This window comes from Pseudorhizobium tarimense (assembly GCF_022968135.1).
GTDB lineage: Bacteria > Pseudomonadota > Alphaproteobacteria > Rhizobiales > Rhizobiaceae > Neorhizobium > Neorhizobium tarimense.
The window spans coordinates 30,492-56,212 of the sequence record NZ_JALJRA010000020.1 but is presented as its reverse complement, the minus strand read 5'-3'; the positions used below and the strand labels follow the sequence as shown (position 1 = coordinate 56,212).

At 59.7% G+C, this 25,721-nt stretch carries 12 protein-coding genes; 8 read left to right on the top strand and 4 right to left on the bottom strand.

All coding sequences use genetic code 11. The features are described 5' to 3' along the window. Positions 1 to 30 precede the first annotated feature (30 nt). From MUU54_RS20530 to MUU54_RS20515, 4 genes are all read right to left on the bottom strand, one after another. Positions 31 to 15,591, bottom strand: coding sequence for a carbohydrate-binding protein (locus MUU54_RS20530; protein WP_247245828.1), 15,561 nt, complete (start codon positions 15,589 to 15,591; stop codon positions 31 to 33). A 484-nt stretch (positions 15,592 to 16,075) separates the two neighbouring features. Further along, positions 16,076 to 16,741 (bottom strand): helix-turn-helix transcriptional regulator, encoded by a 666-nt coding sequence (locus MUU54_RS20525; protein ID WP_247245827.1) that lies wholly within the window; start codon positions 16,739 to 16,741, stop codon positions 16,076 to 16,078. 438 nt (positions 16,742 to 17,179) lie between these two features. Further along, positions 17,180 to 17,431 (bottom strand): Y4lK-related protein, encoded by a 252-nt coding sequence (locus MUU54_RS20520; RefSeq protein ID WP_247245826.1) that lies wholly within the window; start codon positions 17,429 to 17,431, stop codon positions 17,180 to 17,182. A 52-nt stretch (positions 17,432 to 17,483) separates the two neighbouring features. Then, positions 17,484 to 18,392 (bottom strand): LysR family transcriptional regulator, encoded by a 909-nt coding sequence (locus tag MUU54_RS20515; RefSeq protein ID WP_247245825.1) that lies wholly within the window; start codon positions 18,390 to 18,392, stop codon positions 17,484 to 17,486. A gap of 91 nt (positions 18,393 to 18,483) precedes the next feature. Here MUU54_RS20515 and MUU54_RS20510 point away from each other — a divergent pair, with 91 nt between their 5' ends. The 8 genes from MUU54_RS20510 to MUU54_RS20475 all read left to right on the top strand — a co-directional run bounded on the left by MUU54_RS20510 (position 18,484) and on the right by MUU54_RS20475 (position 25,500). Further along, complete coding sequence (locus tag MUU54_RS20510; RefSeq protein WP_247245824.1) at positions 18,484 to 18,705, top strand: helix-turn-helix domain-containing protein; 222 nt, start codon at positions 18,484 to 18,486, stop codon at positions 18,703 to 18,705. Between the two features lie 451 nt (positions 18,706 to 19,156). Continuing rightward, positions 19,157 to 20,200 carry an extracellular solute-binding protein gene (locus MUU54_RS20505; RefSeq protein WP_247245823.1) on the top strand — a complete coding sequence of 348 codons (1,044 nt, stop codon included), beginning with the start codon at positions 19,157 to 19,159 and terminating at the stop codon, positions 20,198 to 20,200. 7 nt (positions 20,201 to 20,207) lie between these two features. Then, positions 20,208 to 21,092: an ABC transporter permease gene (locus MUU54_RS20500; RefSeq protein ID WP_247245822.1), complete on the top strand. Its 885-nt coding sequence runs from the start codon at positions 20,208 to 20,210 to the stop codon at positions 21,090 to 21,092. 9 nt (positions 21,093 to 21,101) lie between these two features. Next, on the top strand, positions 21,102 to 21,905 hold the full coding sequence (locus tag MUU54_RS20495) for an ABC transporter permease (RefSeq protein WP_247245821.1): 804 nt from the start codon (positions 21,102 to 21,104) through the stop codon (positions 21,903 to 21,905). After that, a complete protein-coding gene (locus MUU54_RS20490; RefSeq protein WP_247245820.1) occupies positions 21,902 to 22,987 on the top strand; it encodes an ABC transporter ATP-binding protein in 1,086 nt (361 codons plus the stop codon). The genes MUU54_RS20495 and MUU54_RS20490 overlap by 4 nt, the downstream gene beginning before the upstream one ends. 107 nt (positions 22,988 to 23,094) lie before the next feature. Continuing rightward, complete coding sequence (locus MUU54_RS20485; protein WP_247245819.1) at positions 23,095 to 23,961, top strand: TauD/TfdA dioxygenase family protein; 867 nt, start codon at positions 23,095 to 23,097, stop codon at positions 23,959 to 23,961. 22 nt (positions 23,962 to 23,983) lie between these two features. After that, positions 23,984 to 24,634, top strand: a complete 651-nt coding sequence (locus MUU54_RS20480; RefSeq protein WP_247245818.1) for an RraA family protein — start codon at positions 23,984 to 23,986, stop codon at positions 24,632 to 24,634. Next, on the top strand, positions 24,631 to 25,500 hold the full coding sequence (locus tag MUU54_RS20475) for a carbon-nitrogen hydrolase family protein (protein ID WP_247245817.1): 870 nt from the start codon (positions 24,631 to 24,633) through the stop codon (positions 25,498 to 25,500). Before MUU54_RS20480 ends, MUU54_RS20475 begins: the two co-directional genes overlap by 4 nt. Positions 25,501 to 25,721: the final 221 nt, after the last annotated feature.

Genomic DNA, 25,721 nt, shown 5'->3' with positions numbered 1-25,721 from the left:
GGCAGTTGGACACCGCCGCACCTTTCCTCGTCAGGCAATCAGATCGAAGCCGAAGACATGGCCCATGCCAGGATCCTCGTCGTCTGCGTGTGAGCCCGACATGTCCGCCAAGTCTTCGGCCATCTCCGTTGAGGGGAGAAGACCAGTCGGGTCCTCTTCCAACGCAAGCATGGCGGCAGCGCCAGTTGAGGACGCTGGTGTCAGTGTGAAGGAAGAGATGTCCTGCGCGCCTCCGGCGAACGTCAGGCGCACAACCGTGGCGCCCGCTTCAAGATCGACAACGACAGGGTCGGTGTCCTGGAAGTTCGACCAGGTGCCAGTTCGCGGCGTTGCAACCGTCACCTCCTCGACATCGGCACCATTGGCAAAGGACACCACGACAGAGCGGCCTGGCCCTCCGGCCTCGCCCAGCGCCATGGACAGGCTGAGCTCATATGGGCCTGCCTCCTCCACATTGACCGTGTATTCCAGCCATTCGCCGTTGCCGATCCAGCCGACATTGCCACCGCTGGTAACCTCGACCGAGGATCCGGCCCGACCGCCGTTACTTCCCCCCTGCAGCCCGTCCGCATCGTTATAAGCAACACCCTGACCACCCTCGTCGTAATCGAGAGCCTCCACGGTTAGCCCATCCCCGTCGAGAACAGGGGCAACGCCTCCTCTCGGTTGCTGTTGCGGTGAGGCGGTCAGTGTGAAGGAGGCCAGATCAAGGACATAGCCGTTGCTGGCCAAGGGGCCGTCAAAAGTCAGTCTCAGGGTTTGGACACCGGCAGAAAGCGAAACTTGGATGGCCTCGCTTTGCGCAAAAGCGGCGCTGGAGAAGTTCGCTCCACCTGCGTGCCCGTCCGCAAGGGAGACCGTGCCAAGAGGCGTGGTCCCATTGAGCGAAACGGCAATGCTTGCACCCGTGACCGGTGTCTTGGCGTTGGCCGAGAAGGAGTAAACGCCTGCCGTCGGCACGTTGATCGTGTACTCCACCCATTCACCCGGCTTGACGTGGCCGATATCAAGACCGGATCCGACAAGCTCCACGGCACGTCCAGGGCGGAAGCTTGTCGCCGCAGCACCCCCGTCAAGGCCAGGATTGTCGTTATAGGCAACCCCCTGTCCGCCTTCATCGAAGTTCGAGGCGTCCACCGTGAGCACACCATTGGTGAAGAACGGCGCTGCCCCCCCATAAGGGGTTTGCGCAGGAGCAACAGGGGTCAGGCTGACGGACCGGTAGTCCTGGCTACCGCCGGAGAAGGTGACGCGCATCACCTGCTCGCCCGCTTCAAGGCCGACCGAACCATTCGAGCGGGATGCGAACGTGCTCCAGCTTGCCGTTTGTGGGTTGTCGATCACCTTAGTGACGTAGGGTGTGTCTTCCCCTTCCCGATAGAAGGAGACCGTCGCTGAGCGGCCTGCGCCGCCACCATTGGCAAGCATGAGGGCAAGGTTGTAGGCACCGGCGGTTTCGACGCTGACTGTATATTCCAGCCATTCGCCGCTTTGGATCCAGCCGATGTCACCATTGGACGTCTGCTCGACATCGCTGCCCGCACGTCCACCATTGTTGCCGCCCTCAAGGCCCGCCTGGTCGTTGTAGGCCACGCCCTGGCCACCATTGTCGTAGTTGCTGGCATCGATCGTGATGCCGTCCGCATCGACCAGGAATGGCGTTCCCGAAAAGGGCTGCTGGGCGCTACCCGGTGCGACATACTCATAGATCGTCACGGCGTTCAGTGCCGCATTGTCTATATCGGCGACCATATTGATGCTGATCTGGCCGTTGGTCACGGTGACGACGGCTTCAACCGCGATTGGATCATCGCCGCCGGCGGCTGCAAAGGGATCAAGATTGTTGATGACCTGCTGGCCGTTGATGAAGGCGTCGAACTGGCGCATCCCGGTCGCATTCCAGTAGGTCTCCTGAGTATGAAGAACCACCACATAGGTGCCGTTCGGCACCTGGATGGTCGCCGTCCAGTTGGATCCGTCTTCATAAGTCTTAAAGGCTGATCCGGAGGTTGCATTCGCGCCGTTCGGGTTACCTTGATCATCGGCGCCCGCGCCAGGGTTGACACTGCCGGCGATGGTGACGCGCGGATCGTTCTGTGCTGCCAGTGCGACACCAAGGACCGGATCATTGGCGATGGCGCCGCCTCCGAAGTTGACACCGAATACGTAGTCGCCGCGGTTCTCGCCGCCTGGCTCTTCCGGTTCTTCGGGCTCTTGCGGCGTCGCGTTCGGGTCGAAGAAGTTGACCGTCCCGTCGTTGTCGCCGTCCAGTTGCAGTGCATCGTTGATATCGTCGCCATTGGCGTCATTCGCCGCCGCCAGTTCGTACGGCTTGACGTTCTTGATGACGAACATGTGGTCGTTGTAGTCGTAATTGCCGGCGCCTGGGTAATCCTGGATACCGATATAGGTCCCTTCGATGACATTGCCGTCGGCGTCGAGCGCCTGGAAGTATCGGATCAGGTGACCCTGGCTGTCGCCGACGAGATGACCGAAATTGGGGTCAATCTTGTTGGCCTCCGGATCACTCCAGGAAGAATAGGTGGGCCGGCCATCGACCGAGATGTAGATGCCGAACGGACCGTTCTGGTTGATCGTGCCGCGCGCCACCGTAGCTCCCGCTCCGCCTCCCGAAACCAGTTGATCGGGCAGAACCGTCTGTCCCTGCTGGTCGTCATTGGCAAAGAGGTTGGTGACCGTCGAGGAGTTGAGCCCATGGAAGCCCAAACGCGCCACATTGCCCTGATTGAGGAAGGCGGCGATCTGGATCACCTCGACGGGACGAGCGTTGTCCAACCGCTGGAGATAGGGCAGCAAGACCTCGTCTCCGATGGTCTCGACGACGCCGCCCCCCGCAAGTTCGCCCTGTGCCATATCGGTGCTGTAGCCAAAGGCTTCAACAATCTGGGCGACCGTCGGTTCGGAATTGTTCTCCGAAAACTCCTGCGCCAAGCCCGCCAGCTGGATGACCTTGACCCCGTCTGAAAAGTCGTCCGAGGTAATGGTCAGGGTCGACTTGAACAGATCCGCACCGGAAGAAGTGCCTGAGTGCGTGCCGATGAAGCGCACCGTGATCTGTGCGCTTGCGCCAGCCGCGATAGTGGATGGAACGCTTCCGACAATCTGGAAATTTTCCGGATCTGCGAGGATCACGCTGCTGATGTTGAGAGGCGCGAACCCGTCGTTGTTGATGGTGAAGGTGGCTTCGTTGCGGAAGGCTTGTTGGGCGTTAGCCGGCTGATCGATATTGGTGAAGACGAGGCGATCATCCGCGGCCGCATCATCCAGGCCAGCGACCCGCAGGTCTTGGCCAAACCCGACAGGCTCGACGCCCTCTATGACGAACATGTTGTCGTTATAGTCATAGTTGATACCGGTGTAGTCCATGATACCGAGATAGACGTTGGGAATGACGTTTCCGTCGGCATCCAGAGCCTGGAACATCTTCACCGTATGTCCCTGCTGGGCACCCTCGACGAGGACGTCGCCGCGGGGGTTGAGCCGGGGATCGGTCGAAAGACCCGCCACAGAGATGCCGAAGACCTCGTTACCGAGCCAGTTGTCAGGAATGCGGCCATTGCCGATCGTGGTCGTGGCGAAGCTCGTGTCGTTGCCGGCATTGGGCAAGAGACGCTGGTTGTCCACACCCTCGTGGTTCCAAAGCTGGACATTCTGGCCCTTGTTGCCGGGATTATGGATGTGAAGCGTGGCCCCACCGGTGCCGTGGAAGGCAGCGATGTGGGTGATTTTGGCTTCGGAGACGCCGTCAGCTAGTTTCCAGTAAGGCGAGAGCACCTCGGTCTCGTCGGTTTTGGCGAACACGTCATTGGTGGATAGAACCGAATTTTCGCCGCCACCCGTCAGACGGAGCCCTTCTATGACGTTGCCGAAGCCGAAGATCTTCCAAACCTCGTTGACGTTTGGCTCCTGCCCGCCCTCGTCACGAGCTTGCCAGAAGCCCGCAAGATCAATGGTCGTCACCGGATCGTCTGCATCGTTGGTGATCACCTGAAGCTTACCGGTGAAGACCGTCGATGTGCCGTCAATATTCGATGTCGGCGGCGTGTAGGCGGCGCGATTGAACTGAACGGTGACGTCTATCGTCTGTCCCGGTGTCAGCACCAGTCCCTCAAAAATTGAGGGGTCGGCAAGGGTGAAGGGGCCATCAATCTCATAGTCGATGACGCTCAAGGGTTCTGTGCCGGTATTGCTGATCCGCACGGTGCCTGTGTCCTTGAAATCCCGGTCAGGGGCATCAGGATCGACAGCGTCCGGGTTCTCCAGGTAGCTGAAGTGCAGACGGTTTTCGAAGTAAGCAGGATCAAGGCTCTGAACTGCGATATCGGCGTTGGCATTACCGGGAGCAGGACTGATGTCGAGATAGTCGAGCGCACTGGCACCAGGTGCATCCGACGCGATCCGTATCCGGTACTGCGTTCCGGCTTCTAGTTCGAGATAAACCGACTGTTCGCCGGCGGCGCCGGTTCCGGGGAAGGCGCTTTCATCCACTTCAACGCCGTTGAGGAACCATGTGAGACCCTGGCCATCAGCCGCATTGGCATTGGCGGCCGTGTCAAGCTTGTAGACGCCGTCCGCATCGACCGTAAAGAAGAACTCCACGGTGCTGCCGTTGATCGTTTGCGCCGAGCCGTCCTGCGCTTCCAGTTCGATGCGTCCGCTGCCGGCTATGTCGGCATAGTCGGGTTCGAAAATGGCGACCGGCTCCTTCGTGATGAGGAGTTGGTCGACATTGGGGCCGACACCACCCGGCGCCGTCAGCGTGATCGTGTTCACCCCGGCGGAAAGCTGGAGGCTTGCCGACTGGGCTCCCCAGATTGTTTCCGCGGTATTGCTGTTTGCCGCAAACGGCAGCGTCTCGATGACCTGTCCGTTGACCGAGACGGTCATCGGTCGGGCGAGCTTGCCTGCTCCTAACGCATAGAGGATATCGACGCCGTAGCTTCCCGCCGCACCGACCTCCACCGTCCAGGTAATGGTTTCGCTGTCCGGCCCGATGAAGTCGACGAAGTCACCTGACTGGTCGCGATCTTCTGAAACGACCGCCGGTCCACCGCCAAGCTCCGCGTGCTCCGCCTCGTAGCGGACATAGGTGAACCCATCGACGACCACTTCGCCATCATTGGGAACCGTTTCTTCCTCGGCTGGAACCAGAACCACCAGTTGATCGATATTGGGGCCGGTGGCACTGACTGAGCGCAAGGTGACGGTGTTCTGGCCAGCGGCAAGCGAGACCGGGATCTCGACCTCCGACCAAAGTGTCCAGCCATCGACGTCCGGTCCGGTGGCCGTGGGTGCGAAGGGCTGTACCTTGACGATGGAACCATTGACCTCGAGCTGAAGAGGCCGGTCAGCTGTTGCGCCGTTGGAATACCGAAACTTCAAAATCGCGTTGCCGGCGCTCTCCGCCGAGAAGGTGAAGGTCAGGTAGTCGGCATTGGTGGAACCGAAATCGGCGTAACCGCCCGGCGTACCGTCAAGGTTCTCGGTGTTTCCATCTATACCGTAGGCTCCCGGGCGCAAAGCATCCACATAGCCTTCACCATTCGCGCCGGAACCGGTCTCGCGGTTGGAAGCGTCGCGGATCTGGATTTGGGCATTGCTTCCCGTTGGGACCGTGACAGACGTACCGTCGCCTGGCGTGCGATCCTCAGCCTGAATGGTCACGAGCGTCACGTATTGGGGTGTGGTCGGCTCTTCCCCGGGCGTGAATTGTACTGTCGCGGCTGCCTCGTTAAGAGCATCGTCAGTTACCCTGATGCGGGCGGTGACCGGACCGGTGAGACCGTCAAGGTCGACAGTGAAGCGGTTCTGACCGTCGAGGGTGATGGTCGTCTCCGGGCCACCATTGAACGAGACCCGGATCGCCGTAATGTCGCTGTCGAGGCCGTTGACCTGGAAGACGGCAGCAAGGGGATCGCTGACATCAAGGGCAACGAGTGCCAGATTGCCGCCTTCGTCTGCGGTTAGGTCTGCAGTAACGCCGCCGGGTGCGGGCGTGAGCAGGATGAGCTGGCTCGCCCCGGTGCCACGGTTGAGCGTCATGAGGTAAAGCTGTCCCGTGACCGGGTTCTGGATGATGTCGAGCGGATCGATGTAATCGTCAATCACAGAACCATCGGGCCGACGCAGCACATCGTCACCGATGATGTTGCCCTCGGCATCCACACGGATCATGCGGACATTGTCGCCGGTCGAGAACTGCGCAAAGAGGATCGCGCCCTTAAGGTTTGAACCGAAGGCATTGCCGGTATATTCGATCGCACCATTTGGCGAGCGGTTGTAACCAAGGTTATAGACGCCATCGAGGTCATAGTTCTCGTCGGTCTGCACACCGCTTTCATATCCATCGGTGTTGCGATTGCCGTCGTTTCCGCCGACAACTTCGTTGGGATCAAGACCAGAGGTGGGATTACCGCCGTTCAGGACGTACTCGTCCCGCAAGACGTTGGGATGGCCGTAATATTTCCCTTCCTCCACGTTGAAGAAGTAGTCGTACTGCTTGGGCGAGTTGCTGATGACGGTGTCGAGACCCGGCTGCGTCGGGTCCTGCGGCGTCTTCCCGCCCGAGGCGGTCCCGTTTGTGGGCACGTAGAGATGGCCGTTCGAATGCCATACCAGGTCATAGGCGTTGCGCACCCCTGTGGCGTAGATCTTCAGTACGGCGTCGGCCGCAAACGGGTTGTATGAACCCGGGTAAGTGCCGTCGTCATTGAACTGGCTTGCCGGAAAAGACGTCGTCGGAGCGTCATCGAGGTCCACCGGTTCGGTTCGCACGTCGAACCCGCCGTCAGGAGCATCACGGCTTCGATCAATCTCGAGAATGGCAGCATTGAGCAGACGCTCCGGACGGCTGCCCCACGCGGCATCGGGGGCACCGGCTGCAGAGTTGGAGCCCTGGCTAAGGTACAGCAGATAATCCGGCTCGCCGACCTCGCCAGCGTTCGGGTTGGCGCGGAATTCCAGGCTGTTCGTCAGGTGATCGCCGCCCGAGCGCGGAAGGCCCCAAATATAGGTTTCGGCATCGACACCGGTAAAGGAACCGCCATCTCCGAGGGTGATCTTGCTCACGCGCCCAGAGAATTCCGGTGTGTCGAAGGCCTTCGACTCGCGCGGGATCGGGGCGTTGTCGGTAATCCAGATCGTGCTCGGGTCTTCGGGATCGAAGACGAAGCCGACGATGCCGCGGCGCTCGCCATTGCCTGCGTCCAGATAGTCGAGGATCAAGGTCTCCTGCGAAGCCTTGTTGATGGTGCCGTCGGCATTGACGTCCCAGCGATGGATTTCGCCGGTGATGGTTGCGACATAAAGCTTGCCGTCCGGCCCAAACTCAATCGCGGTATAGCCGCCTGCGCCGTCGGCGAACCCGTCGAGCAGCGTCTGCGTACTGAACGCCACCTCCCGCGGCACGTCTTCTTGCGCCTCGCCGGTTACGAATGTCGTGGTCAGATCCTGGAACTGGCGCAGGGCGCCATTCGCGTCTGTGATGCTTCCCAAGTCCATCACGTCCTGCACCCTAAGGGTGTAGCTCGTGTTTTCCTTCAGTTGCTCAAGCGGGCGAATGGTGAGCGAGTCGGCCCCGCCGCTGATCTGTACGTCGATCTCAACCTCCACACCGGTCAACGTCTCGACGAGCTTGATATTTTCCACATGGGCGATGTTGGGGCCGCGATTGCCGTCCGCCTGCAGCTGAACGGCAACGACAAAGCTTGAGCTCGGATCGATTCCGGTCGGAAGCGAGCCATCTTCACCGATGCTGATCGGCACCTGGCCATCCAGCGAATCTGCCATGGGTGCGGCAAACAGTGAGAAGTCGAGATCAGCAGTTCGACCATCTTCAGGCGTCAGATCGGGAATTTTCTCGATCTCCAGATACTGAATCTCGGTGTTGTAGCCTCCGATCGAGTCGATCGTCAGTCGGCCATCCGTGACGGTGACAATGCCCGTGACGAGCGTGGAGCGGAAGCCCTCGCCATCCTGCGCGCTGTTATAGGCGCTCCCTGTCGGTGACTGGCCCTCGAGATTGGCCGGCGTGAAGCCGGGCATGAAGGACTGGCCCTCGACATTGATGACGTAATCACTGTCATAAGCACCGCCCGTATCCCCGATGGACATCGTCAGCTGATAGGTGCCGTCCTCCAGCGCCATTTCCCACGCGCGTTCATTGGTCGCGGCCGATGCTCCCGGATATTCGAAATGGGCATAGGTTTTCTGGAGGTTGCTGGCCTCGGAAACGTCATCCTTGTAGCGCATGGAGCCGCCGGGCTGAGCGAGCGGATCATGCGTGACTGCGCCGTCTTCCACATCCACCCAGCCATAGGTGAAGCCGTTGCCGCGATCTCCATAGCCGGCGCCGGTGTCGGCGACATAGCCTGACGGCGTCTGGTATCCCGCTGGCGGTGCAAACTGCCCCGTGCTAGGCGCCGGTTCAAAGTTGATCTTGATGATCTCTTCAAAGCGAATCTGATCTCGGGCGTCGACCGGCTCGCTGCCTTCCCTGCTGATGGTCACCTTGTCAATGTTGGGACCATTGGCCACGGTGTTGGATAGCGTAACCGTCTGCTGGCCTGCGTCCAGTTCGATCTCAACTGTTGTTTCCGCCCAAACATCCCAGCCGTTAACGCCCGTTCCTGGGAACGGCACGGTTGCCACGACGGCGCCGTCGACGCTCAGCGTCATAGGCCGATCGCCGTTTGGTGCGCCGCCGCCGTTGCTGTAGCGGAAGGTGAAGGTGTAGGTGCCCCCTGCCGGCGCGTCGAAGGCGAACGAGGCAGCGTCGCCGATCTGGGCGCCCATGTCCAAGTAGCCGGAGCCTGAGAAACCATCCCAGAGACCATCGCCATTCGCATCTCGGTCCAGAGGCTGGTTGGGCTCTTGGTTGTCCGGCGTGCGTGGCTGTGTGATCTGGTTACCCGTGCCGGTGGTATCCACCGGTATGAAGGTTTCGCCTTCGATCTCCAGCATGAACGGCGGCACGACCTCGCCGCCGACCTCGATTGACATCGAAGTCGAGGCCTCGTTGCCGGCCTCGTCGATGACGTAAACCGTTGCCTCGTACTCGCCGGCAGCTAGGCTGGACCCATCGACGACGAAGTCGCCATCAGCGTCGGGGAGGACAGTAACGCGGGTTTCACCGCCATCGAAACTGACCTCAACTTTAACGATGTCGGCGTCGCGTCCCGCGATGTTGAAGTTGATCGATTCTTTGTTGGCGCCGGTCAAGACACCATCAGGCCCAGACAGGAAGAGGTTGCCATCCTCGTCCGCCGAGGTATCACCAGCGTTCAAGATACGTGTCACCTCGAACGAGTCGAGGTTCGGGCCGGTCGTCGCACCGGTCGGAATTGCGAAGTGGATCGTATTGCTGCCGGCCTGGAGCTCTACCGTAATCGTCTCGAAGCCCCAGTTGTTGAAACCCTCGGTCGGACCTTGGGTGTTTGTCCCCGTGGCAACGAAAGCCATCTGCACTGGCGCTGCACCATTAACCACCAGATCAAGCGGACGAGCCGAGTTGGTCGCGTAGCGCACCTTGATCTCGTAAGCGCCGGCTGCCGGCACCTCGAAGGTGTAGGCCGCCCGATCGCCTGCAGTGTCGCCGTAGTCGAGATACCCCGTTCCGGTGAAGCCTGGGCGAAGACCGTCGACCAAGCTCACATTGCTGCCCGACTCTGGATTGTCGGCATCGCGAATTGAGGTGTCGGTATTGTTGCTATCGGTATCGAAGCTTGTAACAGCGCCGGATTCCGCCTGGATTAGGAGCGTGAACGGCTCCTCTGGTTCGCTTCCCGGCTCCTCGACGGTGACGGTGAAAGAGACGGATTCCGAGTCTAGTTCGCCGTCGGAGGCAAAGACTTCGATCTCGTAGACGCCGACCGCGACCGTGTCGGCAACCTGCAACTGGCCATTCACCAGAGAGAAGCCTTCGGGCAGCGCGCTGCCGTCCCCAAGCTGCGCAACCACCGTCAGTTCCGCGTCTTCGTCCGGATCGCTGAAGGCGAGGCTGGCGAGGTCGACGCTGCCACCCGTTCCGCTAGCGAAGCTCACATCGGCAAGCGCGGCACCATCCGCCGTCGACGGCGCCTCATTCACGTCGCCGACGGTGATCGTCAGATCCGTCGTGGTCTGCAGCCCCTGTGCATCAGTGACCGTGACCGCGACAGCGATGGTCTCACCAGCCTCATGATCAAGGCTCACTCCATCGGCAAGCCTTATCTGGTCCCCTTCAATGACGAAGCGCGCATCGTTGGTCGAATAAACCAGTGTCGAGGCGTCTCCGTCTGGATCCGTAGCCGAAAGGGTGCCAATCACAGCGCCTGCGGCATTCTCGGCCACGAGGTCCAGATCGAGCGAGATGGCCGAGGGTGCGATCTCCGGTGCCTCCACTCGCGTGAAGGTCAACTTATCGATCCTCAGATATTCGCCAGCGTCGGACTGGCCGGTGATCTGCGCGACAGCCTCGGCATGGACGAACACGGCGGTATTGAACGTAATGGTTTTAAGGTTGCCTGCTTGCCCCGCATTGCCGCGCGGAAGGGACGGATTGTCAAAGGTTCCTGCCTCGTCGAACGCCAGGTTCTCCGCAAGTATGGTTTCCCCAATATTCAAGGAGAAGCGCGCCGTCCCGTCGGTCTCGTCGTAGACGGTGATCGTCACCTGGTACCAGCCTTCGACAATACCGTTCTGCGAAAGGTTGGTGGAGACGCTGCCTGCCTGGCTTGGATTCGTCCGGATCGCCTGATTACCCGAAGCACCCGGCGCCGCAGCGGCATAGAAGCCGCTCGCCTCTCCGAGCCCCGTGAAGGCTTCCGCTTCGACCGTGATCACGTCGCCGACGGTCGGCCCCTCGATGACGAAAGGCAGCTGCAATTCCGCGCGTGCCCCGTGAGGGTCGGTGGCAACAATGGTGATGATGCTCCCAGCTTCGCGCGGCGTACCGACGATCACACCCTCTTCGTTGAGGCTCAGCCCCGCAGGCAAGCCTTCAACGGAAAACACCAGTTGATCATTGTCGGCATCGGAAAAGGCGTCTGCGAAGAGGCTGAGGTCAATCCCCTCAATCTCCAGCCCCACTCTGCCGAAGAAAGGTTCGAAGGCGGCGTCCGCATCGACCACAGGGGCGTCATTGACGTCCTCGACGGTCAACTGGAAGCTGTCGGAGGTTTGCGCCTGGCCGTCGCTGGCCGTCACCGTCACCACATAGTCGCCGGGAGCGACGTCGAGCTGCCCGATCAGGCTTCCCTCGATGATCTGGAGGCCCGCGAAATCCGGCACCGGATTTCCGAGCGCATCGACGACCGTGACCGTATAGGTCAGATTGTCGCCGTCCCGATCGATGAAGGGCAGATCGATCTCCAGAGGCCCACGCTCCGGCAAGGTCACGTCGGCAATGCCGCCTGCAAGAACGTCCGGCGCATTGTTCAAATCGCCTGCATCACCGTCGATCAGCTGGACATTGCTGAAGCTGACCGACCCGACGCCATCGCTTGTGTAGTCATCATCGGCAATGAAGACCAGCGAGCTGATCGTCTTGCCGGCGTGAGCCGACAGATCGATGACCACCTGGATCGTCTGTCCCGGCGTACCCGCGCCATTGCGCAGATCGACAAAACCCGCTTGGCTCTGGCTGCCGCCGATCTGGTAAACGGATCCGTCTGACATCTCGAAAGGTGAATCGTCGTCGTCAAATCCGATGGCGAGGATTTCCGGCAGGGTATCGCCGATCATCACCGTGGCCACAAGCTTGGTGCCGGCGGTGATGACGTGGTCGCCTCCAATGGGCGCGCGCTTCCACAGGTTGCCGTCCAGATGAAGCGTGGCACCTTCGTCGGCGACGCTCGCTCCTGCTCCCCGATCCTGCGTGCTGTAGGAGGTGAGCGTGGCTGCATCGAAGACGACATTGCGGGGACCGACCTGCTCGGCAACGTCCGTAACGGCAATCGTGACCGTTTTGGCAGTCGACAGCGTGCCGTCGGAAGCGGTGACCTGCAGCTCGATGCCTGCCTCTGCTTCGAAGTCGAAGCTGGCGCCATCTGCGATAACGATCTGCCCGGCCGCGTTCACGACGAAGCGCTCGTCGTTGACGCTATAGGATAGTTCATTCCCATCCGGATCTGTTGCGGAAACCGCGCCGACGACTGTGCCGGCTTGTGCATTCTCGGTCAGGCTAAGATCTCCGGTAACGACTAGCGCTTCCGGCGCTTCGTTCACATCCGCAACCGTGACAGTGATGGTCTGCGTGACCGTCGAGGTACCATCACCAACGGCAACCTCCACCTGGTAACCGGCGTCACTGCCGGCCGGTGCCTCGAAGTCAGGACTTCCCTTGAAGCTCAGTTCTCCGGTCATGGGATCGATCTGGAAAAGAGAATCGTCGGCGCCGTTGCCGGTCAAGCTATAGGTGAGTGCTGCGCCGTCACCATCGATTGCGTCGACGTCCACTACCGACGTGGTGTTTTCCAGCACATTGGCGGTCGCAGAGCTGGTGATGACCGGGACAAAGAAGGAGGGCGTGTCACCTGGTTGCGTGATCGCCACGGCGTCAATGTTCGGTCCGTTGAGAGCATTTGGCGCAATGGCCAGAACCACGCTGTTTACGCCGGCCGAGAGATCGACGGTCACGGTCTGAAGCATCCAGTGGCTCCACGGGTCAGTCTGTCCCTGAGCCTGCGCAAAGCCGAGTATGCCTTCGTTCACGCCATTGACTGACAGGTTCAGCGGGCGTGGCGTCCCACCGCCATTGGCATAACGGAAGTGGAGCGTATAGGTGCCGGCGGAAGCGACCTCGAAATTCAAGGTCAAGGAATCGCCTGCCGAGCCTGAGTTGATACCGAAATCAACATACCCCGTTCCCGTCGAACCCGGACGCAGGCCCCGGGCATCGAGGACCTTGTCCTCGGGTGATTCTGGATTGCTGGCGTCGCGAATCTGCGTGTCATTGGCAGGTGATGCCACGTTGTCGATCTGGTCGACGATGATGCCGTCTTCGGCCTGCAGCACGTATGGTGAAAACGGCTCCGGCTCGACAGCGGGTGCAGCCTTGGCAACCGTGAGCGTCACCGGCTGCGACTGTAAAACCCCGTCTGTTGCGAAGATCTCAATCTCGTAGTTGCCGGCCGGCACGTCTCCTGCGACGACCAGTTCGCCGCTCACGATCGCGATCCCTTCAGGAAGCGACCCTCCTCCGGCAAGCCGCGCTCCCAGCGTCACGGCGTCGCCATCGACATCGACGAAGGTCAGCACATCGAGCGCTATCGAGCCCCCAGACGCCGGCAGATCCTGATCGTCCAAGTCGCCGGCTAGCGCCGGCGCATCGTTGACCGACGCAACATCCACGAGGACGGTTGCGGTGGCGCTAGCCGTCCCGTCGGATACCGCATAGGTGATGCTTGCCGGCCCGTGAAAATGAGGCGCAGGCGTGAAGACGATTTGGGTGCCGGAAACGACGACGCTTCCCTGTGCGGCTGGAACACTGGCCGTAACGGTCAGCGAATCCGCATCGGCATCATCGATCAGGTCGGCGACGTCAATGACGATTGCGCTGTCTTCATTCGTCGAAGCACTGCCATCGTCGGCAATTGGAGCCGTATTTGTTTCCTCCGGCTCTGCGGGGGAAACGAGGTTGAACTCGATCTTGTCGAGATTGGGGCCGTTAGGGCCAACCAAAGTGAAATTGTTCTGCCCCGCCTGCAGCTCGACGCTGACAGTCAGCGTCTCCGCGTGCCAGCCCTCGAAGCCGGTCGGATCGGGCACTGTACCTGCATCGCTTCCGTCGGTCGCTCGCACCCGTGCCAGGATGTCGTCGTAGAATTCAGGATAGGCGCCTGGTGCCGCCGTCGGAGCGAAGTTGAACGATCCGATAAGCTCTCCGTCGGGCCCGCGCAGTTGAAGCGGCCTTGCTGTGGCGCCGCCATTCGCATAGGTGATTGTGATCTGGTATGTTCCTGCGATTGCTGCCGTCACCGGCAGGATTAGGCTCTGCGATGCGGTGCCACCGGCCCAGTCAAGATACGCGTCGCCTTCGGCACCGACGCGAAATTGCTCCGCCGTCGTCTTACCTTCCAAATACTCGAGTGTGATCTGTCGATTGACAGTCGTTGGCGCGTTGCCGGCCGCCGCTGCGAGGAGATCCTCTGCCTGGATGACAATCTTGCCGACGTGGGGCGGGCGAACTTCCAGGTAATCGAGATTAGGACCGCTGAAACCGTTTGCCGTCAGCCGGACGGTGTTTGCGCCAGCCTCCAGCAGGACGCGTGTCGTCGCTTCGCTGTATGTCGTGTTAGCCCCAGTGCTGGCGAAGTCGAAGATGCGATCCCATACCTCGCCGTTGACGTCCAGGCGCATCGGGCGGTTGGTTGCGTCGCTGGAGGAGAAGGCATAGCCAAAGGCAAGATCGTAGTAGCCATCCTCGGCCACCTCGAACGTCCATTCGACATACTGCCCCGAACCGATATCGTGGTTCGATCCGACGCCGGAAAAATCAAGATAGGCATCGCCACTTGCCGCATCGGCATTGGCGACGTCACCGGTTGCCGCCGTGTCAAGGCTGACAACTGCCGGCTCGCCCGTCGTCGAGCCGGCCTCGATACTCCCGCGCACGGCACTTTCGGCCTCGAGTCGCAGGGTCGTTTGCGCCGGCGCGGCAGGCTCAGCGGCAGATCCAGGGCTGGCTGGAGCGTCATCCTCCAGAGTTTGCTCTTCCGGGTCGACCTGCGATGACACATCCAGCGCCTGGGCGAGATCCTCCTGCGCCGTTACCCGCAGGCTCATCGGTTGCGACCACTGATCGGGCGCCTCGACTGCATCGAATTCCGGCTCTGATGCGACCAGGTCAACAAAGGTGTCAGGACGGGACGAGAGGGCGGGCTCGGACGCGGCGAGGAAGCGAACCTGTCGCTTTCCGCCTACTTCCTCCTCCGGAATACTTTCGGTCGTCAATGCAGCCTCCGCCTCTTCCGGCAAGCTGAGCTCGGCCTCGTCGGCTGCGGCGGCCGCGGCGGCCGCGGACGGCTGCACGGGCATTGGCTCTGCGATCTGGTGCTGCGCGCCCTGGCGAGGCGCCGCAGGCGAAGACGGTTCCTCGCTCGGATCCTTGCGCGGCTGCTCCGAGGCGTTCTGAACACTCGGGCTCAGCGTCAGCGCCACAGCGCCGACGGCCGCGACGTTCAGACCCGCAAGAGCACCAGAGGTGAGGTAGGAGCCGAGGGTTCGGCCACCGACAGCCCCCAGATGCGTCAGGCTGGCAATCTCCGCACCCGCGTTGTTGAGAGACGTCAATGACAGGATGTGCGCGCCTGCCTTCAGCTCAAGCGAGACGACTGCAGTCGAATAGGCCGTCCACGATCCGGTCGGCTGCAGTTCGACGAGCTGGGGTTCCTTCCCGTCAATCGTCACGGTTACGCTGTGGCTTTGACTATGCCCGTTAGCGTAGGAGAGGGCAAATCGATGAACATCATCCGTCGGAACTTCGACGCTGAAGCTTTTTCCTGCGGAGAGTTCATTGGCTCCCACGCCCAATGGCGAAACCATGGCAACCACGGACTGCTTGCGTTTGTCGGTATAGTCCTTCGTGTCCATCTGACCCTCCATGGATAGTGCGCGTCCCGCGACGTCGCAGCGTCATTGCTGCCCGGGGCCATTCTTGCGGCGGGGCCTCAATGCACAACTGCTTAAAAAAGGGTTAACGAGACGATTATGGCCTAGGCGTTTAGGGCGAGGCCTATGCCCTGACATATCTTGGCCCTTTTTCGCGACGTCTTTGCCCTTATTGTTTAGGCCGTTCGCAGGGTTCTAAGCACAATGAGCTAGCTTGACCCTGCGCAGGCCAACAGAAGTTGGTGTTGTTTTCCTGTTGATACTCCGCTTGCACGCTTGTCTCTTGGAACAAGCAGCTTACATCTGAGCGTCAGTCCATGGCGTTGCAGCCATAGGACGTTGCGTTCAGCAGCCTAGGCGCAGAGCGCACCGATATCGCGCTAAACGACGGGTCGTTTCGTTTGCGCTTCAACCATTTTTTGCGTTTTTATAAATCTCGCGTATGGCATGCTGCCGGCAGGAGGTCTCAGTCCACAGCGACCACACTGCTTAATCCGGCATGGCCGTCGGCTCGGCTGCTGATGGCTAAGAGCGCAGCCTGCGTTCGGTTCTGCATCTTGAGCTTTTTGAGGATCGCGCGCACGTGCACCCGGATGGTGCTGTCGCTGACATCTAACCGCCGCGCGATTGTCTTGTTGCTGCATCCTTCTGCCAAAAGCTGCAGGACGTCCAGTTCTCGCTCGGTCAGGAGCTTCAGGATTAGGGGTACGGGCTCTGGCGCCGGTTGAGGCGCGCTGTTCAGCAGCGAGAAGACGTTAGAAGGAAGCAGACTGAACCCAGGTCGCACGAGTTGCGCAGCAAGATTGATTTCATCAAGGGAGGTTCCGTTTGGCATCAGCGCTCCCACAAACGGGAGCAGGTCTCGAAAGTCGCAAACCGTTTGGTTAGCCCGCATTAGCAAAACAATGCGGGCAAGGTCGTCCTTGTTTGGAACCGACAGGAGATGCTGCGTCACAGCCTTTGGATCCGCTGCATCCAGAACCGAAATTGCGAGTTGCCAATCCGGGGTACGCAGGAGTTCCAAGACAGACGATACCCGGCGGACACTGCCGAAGGTAGTTCTGATAGACTGTTCCAGCGCGGCAGTTAGTATTGCGCTGTCGCTGACAATCGATACCTTCGCGTCTTGCATACTTGCCCCACCACCCCGACGTGTATGCAAGCAAGATATATATTAGGCCGTCCAAATCCAGCTTCGGCTTAATTTAACCTTAACTTCCGGCTATGATTTCCCACATCCGTAGGATCAAGATCTACGTTCTTCGTGGCAAAAGCGGGCTCCGCGCGCTTGTCGAGGACATCGATCGCGCCGTCGCCCGATCAGCGACTAGCCTGCGTAGATATCCAGACGGTGCGGTTGATATCGCCTTGATGACGAAGGTGAAGGCCGTCCACCTTGGTTAGGGTAGCGCATGCTGTCGTCATGCTCTCTTTCGCTTGCGAGGCAATCGCACCCGTTGAGCCATCAACCGGTTGAGGATCTTCCATCCCGAAGTAGAGAGTGCTCTTCGCAGCAACGCAGCAGTCGTCGCGAGCCCCCGCCCAGCTATCCTGAAGAAAGCGATTGTTGCTACTGCACCACCGGAGGCGGATAACATCTGCCTATCGAATACAGGTAGTTGGTAATCTGCGCCTTCAGGTGGTCGCGCTCGCCATAGGTCTCGGAAATCCGCATCAGCTCCGGCTCGACAGCCTCATAGACATCGTCCGGCAGATCGGCGTCGGCAATGACGTAGAAATCGGCCACCGCCCGGATGTCGCAGCCGGTCGCCACGATATCGCTGACGAAGTCAGGGATCTGCTTTTCAGTCATTATCACCATAGGCACCTCCGTATCTTTGGTTGTCTCTGACGCCAATCATTCGCCCGCAGCATCAGGCAGCACGCAGGCCCCGGCCCGCCGGCCGTGCCAGGGATCTTGCAATGTCGATGATGTCATCGCGCCCAGCAGTCGGATCTTCCTTGTTCCAGGCCACGCCTAACCCGATCTTCAAGTCCACTCCCCTCACCTTCTTCAGTTCGATGCTGCGGTTGGGAAGATCCCGTGTCCATTCCGGGACAAAGCCGACGCCAAGACCTGCCGAAACAAGTGAGACCATGGAGAAGGTGTCATCACAGCTATAGGCGACACGACCTGTCAGATCATGCTCTTCGAACTTCTCAGCAAAATAACGCTCCGTGTAAGACAGGTTGGAGCGGGAGAAGGAGATAATCTTCTGGTCACGCAGATCCTCGATCCCGACATCCTCCATGGCTGCAAGCGGGCTGTCCTTCTGGACTGCCAGAAGATAGCGCTCATGCGAGATGGAGAAGAACCTCAGCGAGCCGATGTTTTCCACCGGCCGGATGAAGCCGAGGTTGAGCTGTCCTGCTTCTATGCTGCGAATGATGCCACCGGTGGAGCCGCTGGCGGTGTGGATGCGGATACCCGGGCACTTCCTTGCAATGCGCGACAGGAATGACGGCAGGACACCGATGGTCGCCGGATAGATCGTGCCGATCCGGATCTCCCGCGATCCCTTGCCGTCAGCAGAGCGCGCCAGCTCGGTCGAAAGGCTGATATCACCGAGGATCCTGATGCAGCGGTCGTAGAAGACTTCCCCTGCCCGTGTCAGCTCCACCTTCCGGGTCGTGCGATGAAGCAGCTGCACCCCCAGATGCTTCTCCAGCGCCTGGACCTGCGTGCTCAGCGCCGGCTGGGCAATGCACATCCGCGCTGCCGCCCTGCCGAAGTGCAGCTCCTCGGCCACTGCCACGAAGTAGGAAAGCTGGCGAAGTTCCATGATGAGCTGCTCCTGCTAAGCTAGAACACGCGCTCCAGTTTGTAGAGTATACTCCGTCGATGAATACTCTTCAATGCGGATCATACCTGATATGGAGATCCGCCAGACCTTCGCACGTAATCTTCGAATTGCTCGGCAAGCTAAAGGCTTGTCGCAGGAAGAGGTTGCGCATCGTGCTGGCATAGACCGAACCTATATCAGTTCGCTCGAAAGGGAGGTCTATAGTCCCACCATCGACGTTGTGGAGCGCCTTGCGCAGGCGATGGAGATGGACCCACTGGACCTGCTTCGAACAACCCCTGCTCCTACTTGAGTTGGTTGTCGTTCGCCATTGAAGGCAACTTCATCTCTTACCGATACGCGATACCAAAAGCAGTGAAATCCATGTTTCATCCGTCCGCTACTGGGTGCTCAAGTGCGCTGATCCGCTACGCGCAGGATCTTCAACATCATACCTGTCTTCGCCGGATCGAAGGCTAGTGGCGCCTTCCCGACTGCGCGGACCCAGATACACAACGAACAAGTGCAGAGGGTCTGCCTTTTTCGCTTCGATGCTCGCCGTTAGCAAACAGCCGTCGGAGACTTCCTGTGCCTCGTCTTGTCCCAGTGGAAGGCTTGCAAGTAGAACTGCCATAAGATCTGCGTGCATAGCTCCCCGCCGAGGATTCATCGCTGAGTGCGATCAATCGACCTCGATGGATATTGGTTAGATTTGACCGAGATCCTCCAGTGTTGCCGTGAATGCAACGATGGAGGAAATGAGCATGAAGACGTCCAGACAGTGTGCGCTCGCAGTCGGATTCATCGCCGCATGGGCGCCTGACGCCATTTCGAAGAACCTCATCGTCAACAGTTATGGTGGCCCCTACGAGGAGATCATCCGAGAACGTATAATTGAACCGTTCGAGAAGAAATTCGGCGTCAACGTCACCTACGACGCAGTTGGATCCGCATCTCAGGATTACGCAAAGACTAAGGCGACCGGCGGTCGTCCAGGCTTCGACGTGGTCGTCATGACGGCATCTCAATCACTCGACGGCTGCCGCGAGGGCCTCCTTCAACCACTGACCGCAGCTGCCGTTCCAAACATCTCCTCGCTGAACCCGCAACTGCGCGCCATTGCCGGCGAATGTGGCGCAGTGCATGAGTTGCAGTATCTTTCGCTGGTTTGGCGCAAAGACAAGCTACCCGAAGGCCTTTCTTCGTGGTCGGATCTTCTCGACGAGAGGCTTTCCGGAAAGGTGATGCTGCCGACGTTCCAGAACGTGATGGCCGCCTATCTGATCTCCGTCATGTCAGTCACCAATGGTGGCGATCTTCTCGACGAGGTCGATCCAGGTTTTGAAGCTGTCGCAGCATTGGCAAAGGGTTCCTTAGGCTTTGAGCAGTCCTCCGCCGTGATGGAAAATTACATCAAGGATGGCCGCGCCTGGGCGATGCCGTTCTGGAACGGCAGGGCTCAGCTGCTGATGGAGAGCGGGCTTCCGGTCGACTACGTGCGCCCGAAGGAGGGCACAGTCCCCTTGATCGCCACCTTGAACGTACCAATCGGCTCTGAAAACAAAGAGGCCGCGCTCGAGTTCGTGAACTTCTGGCTGGAGAAGACAAGCCAGGAAGCCTGGGTGACAGGCTATAAGGTTGGCAGCGCCCGCCCCGATATCGATGTTCCGGACGAGGTCCGAGCGCGTCAAATCACCACCGAAACAGATCTGAACGCCCTTTTGCTCCCAGACTTGAGTGCACTTTCGCAGCGGCTGCCCCAATGGGGTGCCCGCTGGGAGCGCGAAGTCGTCACGCAGGCTAGGTGATTTTCGGATGACATCAACGGATACACTCTCCATCACGCCTCAGCCGACACGACTTCCCATCCGCTTCGGCCAATTCCTGCCGCTTGCGCCGCCCTCGATCATGCTGATCTTCATCTTCGCTATCCCCATGGGGATGATGATCGCGCTGAGCTTTCGCGGTGCCGACGGCGCACTGTTGACGCTTGACAACTACCAGCGGTTTTTCAGCGACGACTTAATGCTGGCCGGCCTGTGGCGGACGGCTTTGATGTCTGGATTGGTCGCGATTTGCGTGACCGTCATGGCCTACCCCGTCGCGTACTACCTCGCCCGATCGACCTCACGATGGCGCACCGTCGTCTTCGCCCTTGCCATTGCGCCAGAGCTGGCGGGCGTGGTGCTGCGGACCTATGGCTGGCTGGTCATCCTGGAAGATCACGGGGCAATCAACTCAATTCTGATCTGGTCCGGCATGATCTCAGAGCCCCTACCGCTGTCGAAAAACCTGTTGGGCGTGGTGATCGGTTTGACCCATGTCGTGCTGCCCTTCGGTATCCTCTCCTTGCTGACGAGCATTCAGGGCATCGATCCTAATCTCGAGCGCGCAGCACAAATCCTCGGCGCATCACGCTTGTCGATCATCCGTCGCATTATCCTGCCGCTGTCGGTCCCAGGTATTGTCAGCTCACTGCTGATCGCCTTCACGATGTCGGCCAGCGCCTATGCGACCCCTGCGCTCCTCGGCGGCGCCGGCTTCAAGGTTCTGGCGACCATGGTCTACGAGCAGGTCCTTTTTTACATCGATTGGCCCTTGGCTGCCGTCATGGCAGTGCTGCTTCTGATCCTGATGCTGACCATGACCCTTGCTGGCACGCGCGCAGAAGCGCGCCTCCAGCGGAAGCTTCATGTTTGAGGTGCGACAATGGACCGACTTTTATCTTTCGCTTTCCAGCTTTCGTTGTTCCTGATCCTCGCCTTCATTGCCCTCCCCATTCTGGTGGTCCTTGCAGCGTCCGTCAGCCCCACAACAACGATCACCTTCAACCCGTCGGAGTGGACGTTTCAGTGGTTTACGGCGCTCACCGCCAGCCGCTGGCTTGATCCGTTCTTGCTCAGCATCAAGCTCGCGGCCATCGTCACGGCTCTGAGCGGCCTGCTTGGCTTCCTGGCGGCCTATGCCGTCGCCTACCAGAAGTGCCCAGGCCACGAGACGATCATGGCCTTTTTGGTATCGCCACTGGCGGTGCCGCAGATCGTCAAGGGTGTGGCGATCGTCCTGTTCTTGTCCTCCTCCGGGTTCTATTCGCTTCTCGGCACGCCGGGCCTCGTCATGGCGCACATCATCCTCACACTCCCCTTCGTTTTGCGCATGATTGCAGGGGCGATGTATAATTTCGACAAGAGGCTGGATCAGGCCGGCCGCATCCTTGGCGCAACCGCCGCCCAGCGCATCCGCTTCATTCTTCTGCCGATCATCAAGCCCGGCCTGTTCTCCGGGATGACCTTCGCCTTCATCTTGTCCTTCAACAACATCCCCTTGTCCGTGTTTCTCGTGCGGCCTGGCGAGACGACGCTCCCAATCACCGTGATCAATCACATGGAATATAGCCTCGACCCCGTTCTGGCCGCGGTTAACGTGGCATCGCTTGCCTTTATCCTCACCGCCATCCTCGTCTTCGAAAAGATCGGCGGCTTCTCCACGCAGATTCACGGAGGAAGCAAATGAGCTCCAACGACATCGAAATGATCTCCGTCACCAAAGCCTATGGAAGCCACCGCGCTGTCAACGAGGTCAACCTGGCGATACCGGCAGGCGAATTCGTCAGCATTCTTGGACCTTCCGGATGCGGCAAGACCACCACACTCAATATGATTGCCGGATTCGCCCACCCCTCGAGCGGAGACATCCGTATCCGCGGAAAGAGCCAAAATGGCGTCCCTCCTGAGAAAAGAGGGATTGGCATGGTATTCCAGAACTACGCTCTTTTTCCCCATATGACCGTCGAGGAGAACGTCGCCTTCGGCCTTAAGATGAAGAAGCGTCCGATCGGAGAGATCCGGGACGCGGTCAAGCACGCGCTGCGTCGCGTCCATCTCGACGGATATGGGGAGCGTTACCCGAAGGAGCTCTCAGGCGGCCAGCAACAGCGCGCCGCACTGGCACGCGCCATCGCGCCAGAGCCATCGCTCCTTCTTCTCGACGAGCCGCTTTCCAATCTCGATCTGAAACTGCGCGAAGCCATGCGGGTCGAGCTCAAGGACATCCAGGAGCAGCTGGCGATGACATTTGTCTACGTCACCCATGATCAGGACGAGGCAATGGCGATGTCGGACCGCATCGTGGTGATGCAGAACGGTGTTGTCGCCCAATGCGGGCGACCGGCTGACATCTACGATCATCCTCGCTCCAGTTTTGTTGCCGACTTCATCGGCAAATCAAACCTCCTGCCGATCCAGGAGGTCCAGCGAAGCGGAAAAGATTGGGTTGTGTCGGTTGCAACAGGCCTATCGCTGAGAGCAAAGACACCGGACGACACGCTCGCCGACCCGCCCCAATACTGCTGCATTCGGCCGGAGGCTGTTCGGCTGACAATGGTGGAATCTGACGCATCGACGTCCGCCAATCGCCTCGCAGGCACGCTGACCCGGATGGTCAATCTCGGTGCTTATTTCGACTGCTTTGTCACTTTGCAGGACGGAACTGTCTTGAAGTCATTGGTCCGTTCCACCCGATTGCCCGGACTCACCTCAAACCAAACAGTGTTCCTCTCGATCGAGCGTGAGGCAGTTCAGCTGCTGCCGCGGTAGCGATTGTTGCCCGGAAGCAATCAATCGCAGCATCTCCCGATTGGAAGACAAAGGCCCGGCTTTTCTAGGCTGCGGATGTCAACAAACACGCAAAGAGAGGGCAGATCATGCTCAACAAGAATAGAGTATCCATCGTCCAGGACGGCAACAATGTATGCGCAGACGTCGTCGGTTTCGATTTCGACGCCTACGACGAAAATGACATCGCGCAGGTGCGCAAGTACTGGCTGCAATACGGCGTTCTCCGCTTCCGCCACGCTTCGGTCACGGACGAGCAGCAAATTACGTTTTCGCGCCACTTCGGCGACTTCGTGATCCATCCAAAGCAGCTTCAGGAGGGTGGCCATCCCCGTCACAAGGAGATCCTGGTCATCGCCAATACGGTCAAGGATGGCAAGCCGACCGGGGCAATGGGCAACAGTGAGGCCACCTGGCACACCGACACCTGGTTTTACGAGAAGCCACCGGCAGGCGCCATTCTTCATGCTGTCGAAGTCCCCCCGAGCGGTGGTGACACCAATTTTCTGTCTACCTATCTCGCCTATGAAACCTTGCCGGAGGAGCTTAGCAAGGCAGTCGACGGGCGACAGATTTTCTTCCAGCGCGTCTACGACAAGACGGGAAAACTCCGCCTGGGTAAGAGCGAACCCCGCAGCGAAGATTTCCGGGAATGGGAAGGTATAGTTCATCCGCTGGTGCGTACCCATCCCGAAACCTTGCGCAAGGCCCTCTACCTGGGCGGAACCATCGAAGGTGCCTGGATCGTCGGCATGCCACTCGACGAAAGCCACGACCTTCTCGAACAGCTCTGGAAGCACACCACCGAAAACAGCGAGATCTTTGTCCAGAAGTGGGACAAGGGCGACATCATGATGTGGGACAACCGCTGCACGATGCATCGTCGCGACTCGTTTGACCCGAGCTTCACGAGAATCATGCACCGGACCACGACATCCGGCGAACGTCCGGTCTGATAGCGCGAAGGCTGTAAACTTCATGGAAATCTACAGATTTGGGGAGGGCTCACCGGCCCTCCCGGAGGATCTTTGCAACCTGCTTCAGGACGTCGAAACAGCCACGATCGGCCACATCGAGCATCTGGGTTTCCTGGCGCCGACCGTGCGACCCGTTTTTCCTGCAAAAATTGCAGGGCGAGCGCTGACAGTTGCAGCACCAGGCCGCGACGGCACGGTGATCTACAAGGCGGTCGATCTCATCGTTCCAGGAGACGTTCTCGTTATCTCACGCGTCGATCAGGATGACATCGCCTGCGTGGGTGGCGGTGTTGCAACCGCTGCCAAGGCAAAGGGTGCGGCCGCGATCATTGTCGACGGCCCCTGCACGGACGTCGACGAGATCAAGGCCGTGGGCCTGCCGGTCTGGTGCCGCGGCGTCTCGGCAAAGACGACAAATCGCACGTATCGGATCGGCGGGTCGATCAATCTGCCAGTGGCCTGCGGCGGCGCTGCCATTCTTCCCGGTTATGCCGTCCTCGCCGATCCGTCCGGGATCTTCGCCGCGCCGGCCTCCCATATGCGCGTCCTCGCCAAGCAGGCACTCGCCCGCCAACAGCGCTCCGCTGCCTTACGGCCCCACCTCGCCAAGGGGCGGTCAATCTTCGACTTTGCGACAGAGGAACAGTCATGAAAGTCTCGCTCATCCAGATGAACTCTCAGCCAGATGTCGCCGGCAATCTCGAGCAGGCAGAACGGCTCCTGTTGCAGGCAATCGACAGAGATCGCCCCGACCTGTTGGTCCTGCCCGAACATTTTGATTGGGCCGGCGGCACTGCACATCAAAAGGTCGACGCCGCCGACAGCATGCCGGGCGGCAAGGCTTATCGAATGTTGCAGGAAATTGCAGGGCAACACCGCGTCTGGATCCATGGTGGGAGCCTATTGGAACGCATCCCTGGGGAGAGGCACGTCTTCAACACCAGCGTTATCTTCGATGACTCCGGCCGCGAGGTTGGCCGTTACCGGAAGATCCATCTGTTCGATATCACGGCGCCAGACGGCAAGGCTTACCGGGAATCGGCGACCGTCGCCCGCGGAGAAGATCTGTTCGTCTATGAAGCGCATGGACTGAGGATCGGATGCGCCATCTGCTATGATCTTAGGTTCTCGCGACTGTTTGACGCCCTCGCCTCGCAAAGGGTCGATGTCATCGTCCTGCCGGCGGCATTCACTTTGCAGACTGGCAAGGATCATTGGGAGGTGTTGTGCCGTGCCAGAGCCATCGAATTCCAGGCCTACTTTATCGCCTGCGGGCAATGGGGCTCTTACGCTGCCGCCAATGGCGAAACGAGAAGCTACTACGGAAATTCGATGATCTGCGATCCCTGGGGACAAGTCGTCGCGCGTGCCTCTGATGGCGTAGGCATCGTGACGTCCCATATCGATCCGCAACGCCTGCGAGACGTCCGCAACATCATTCCCATGACTGCCCATCGGGAGGATTTTCCCGGCTGTCGGCTCTGCCATGGCCTGAAAACGTCGCACGTTCATGCATGATCCTGAACTTCTTGCGGCCGGCGGCGCCCCTTCGCCTGAAAGGGAGAAGGACGCCCTCGGTCGCTGGGCGGCGACGTCCTCCGTGGCCGCTCTGTAGACTGAGATGCCAGCACTCCACGATCAGCGAATGTGAACACAGGGCACACGACCACCTTTCGTTTATCCAATATTGTCTTTTCAGACTCCTAGGCAGCATGGACAATTCCTCCACAAGACGGAGG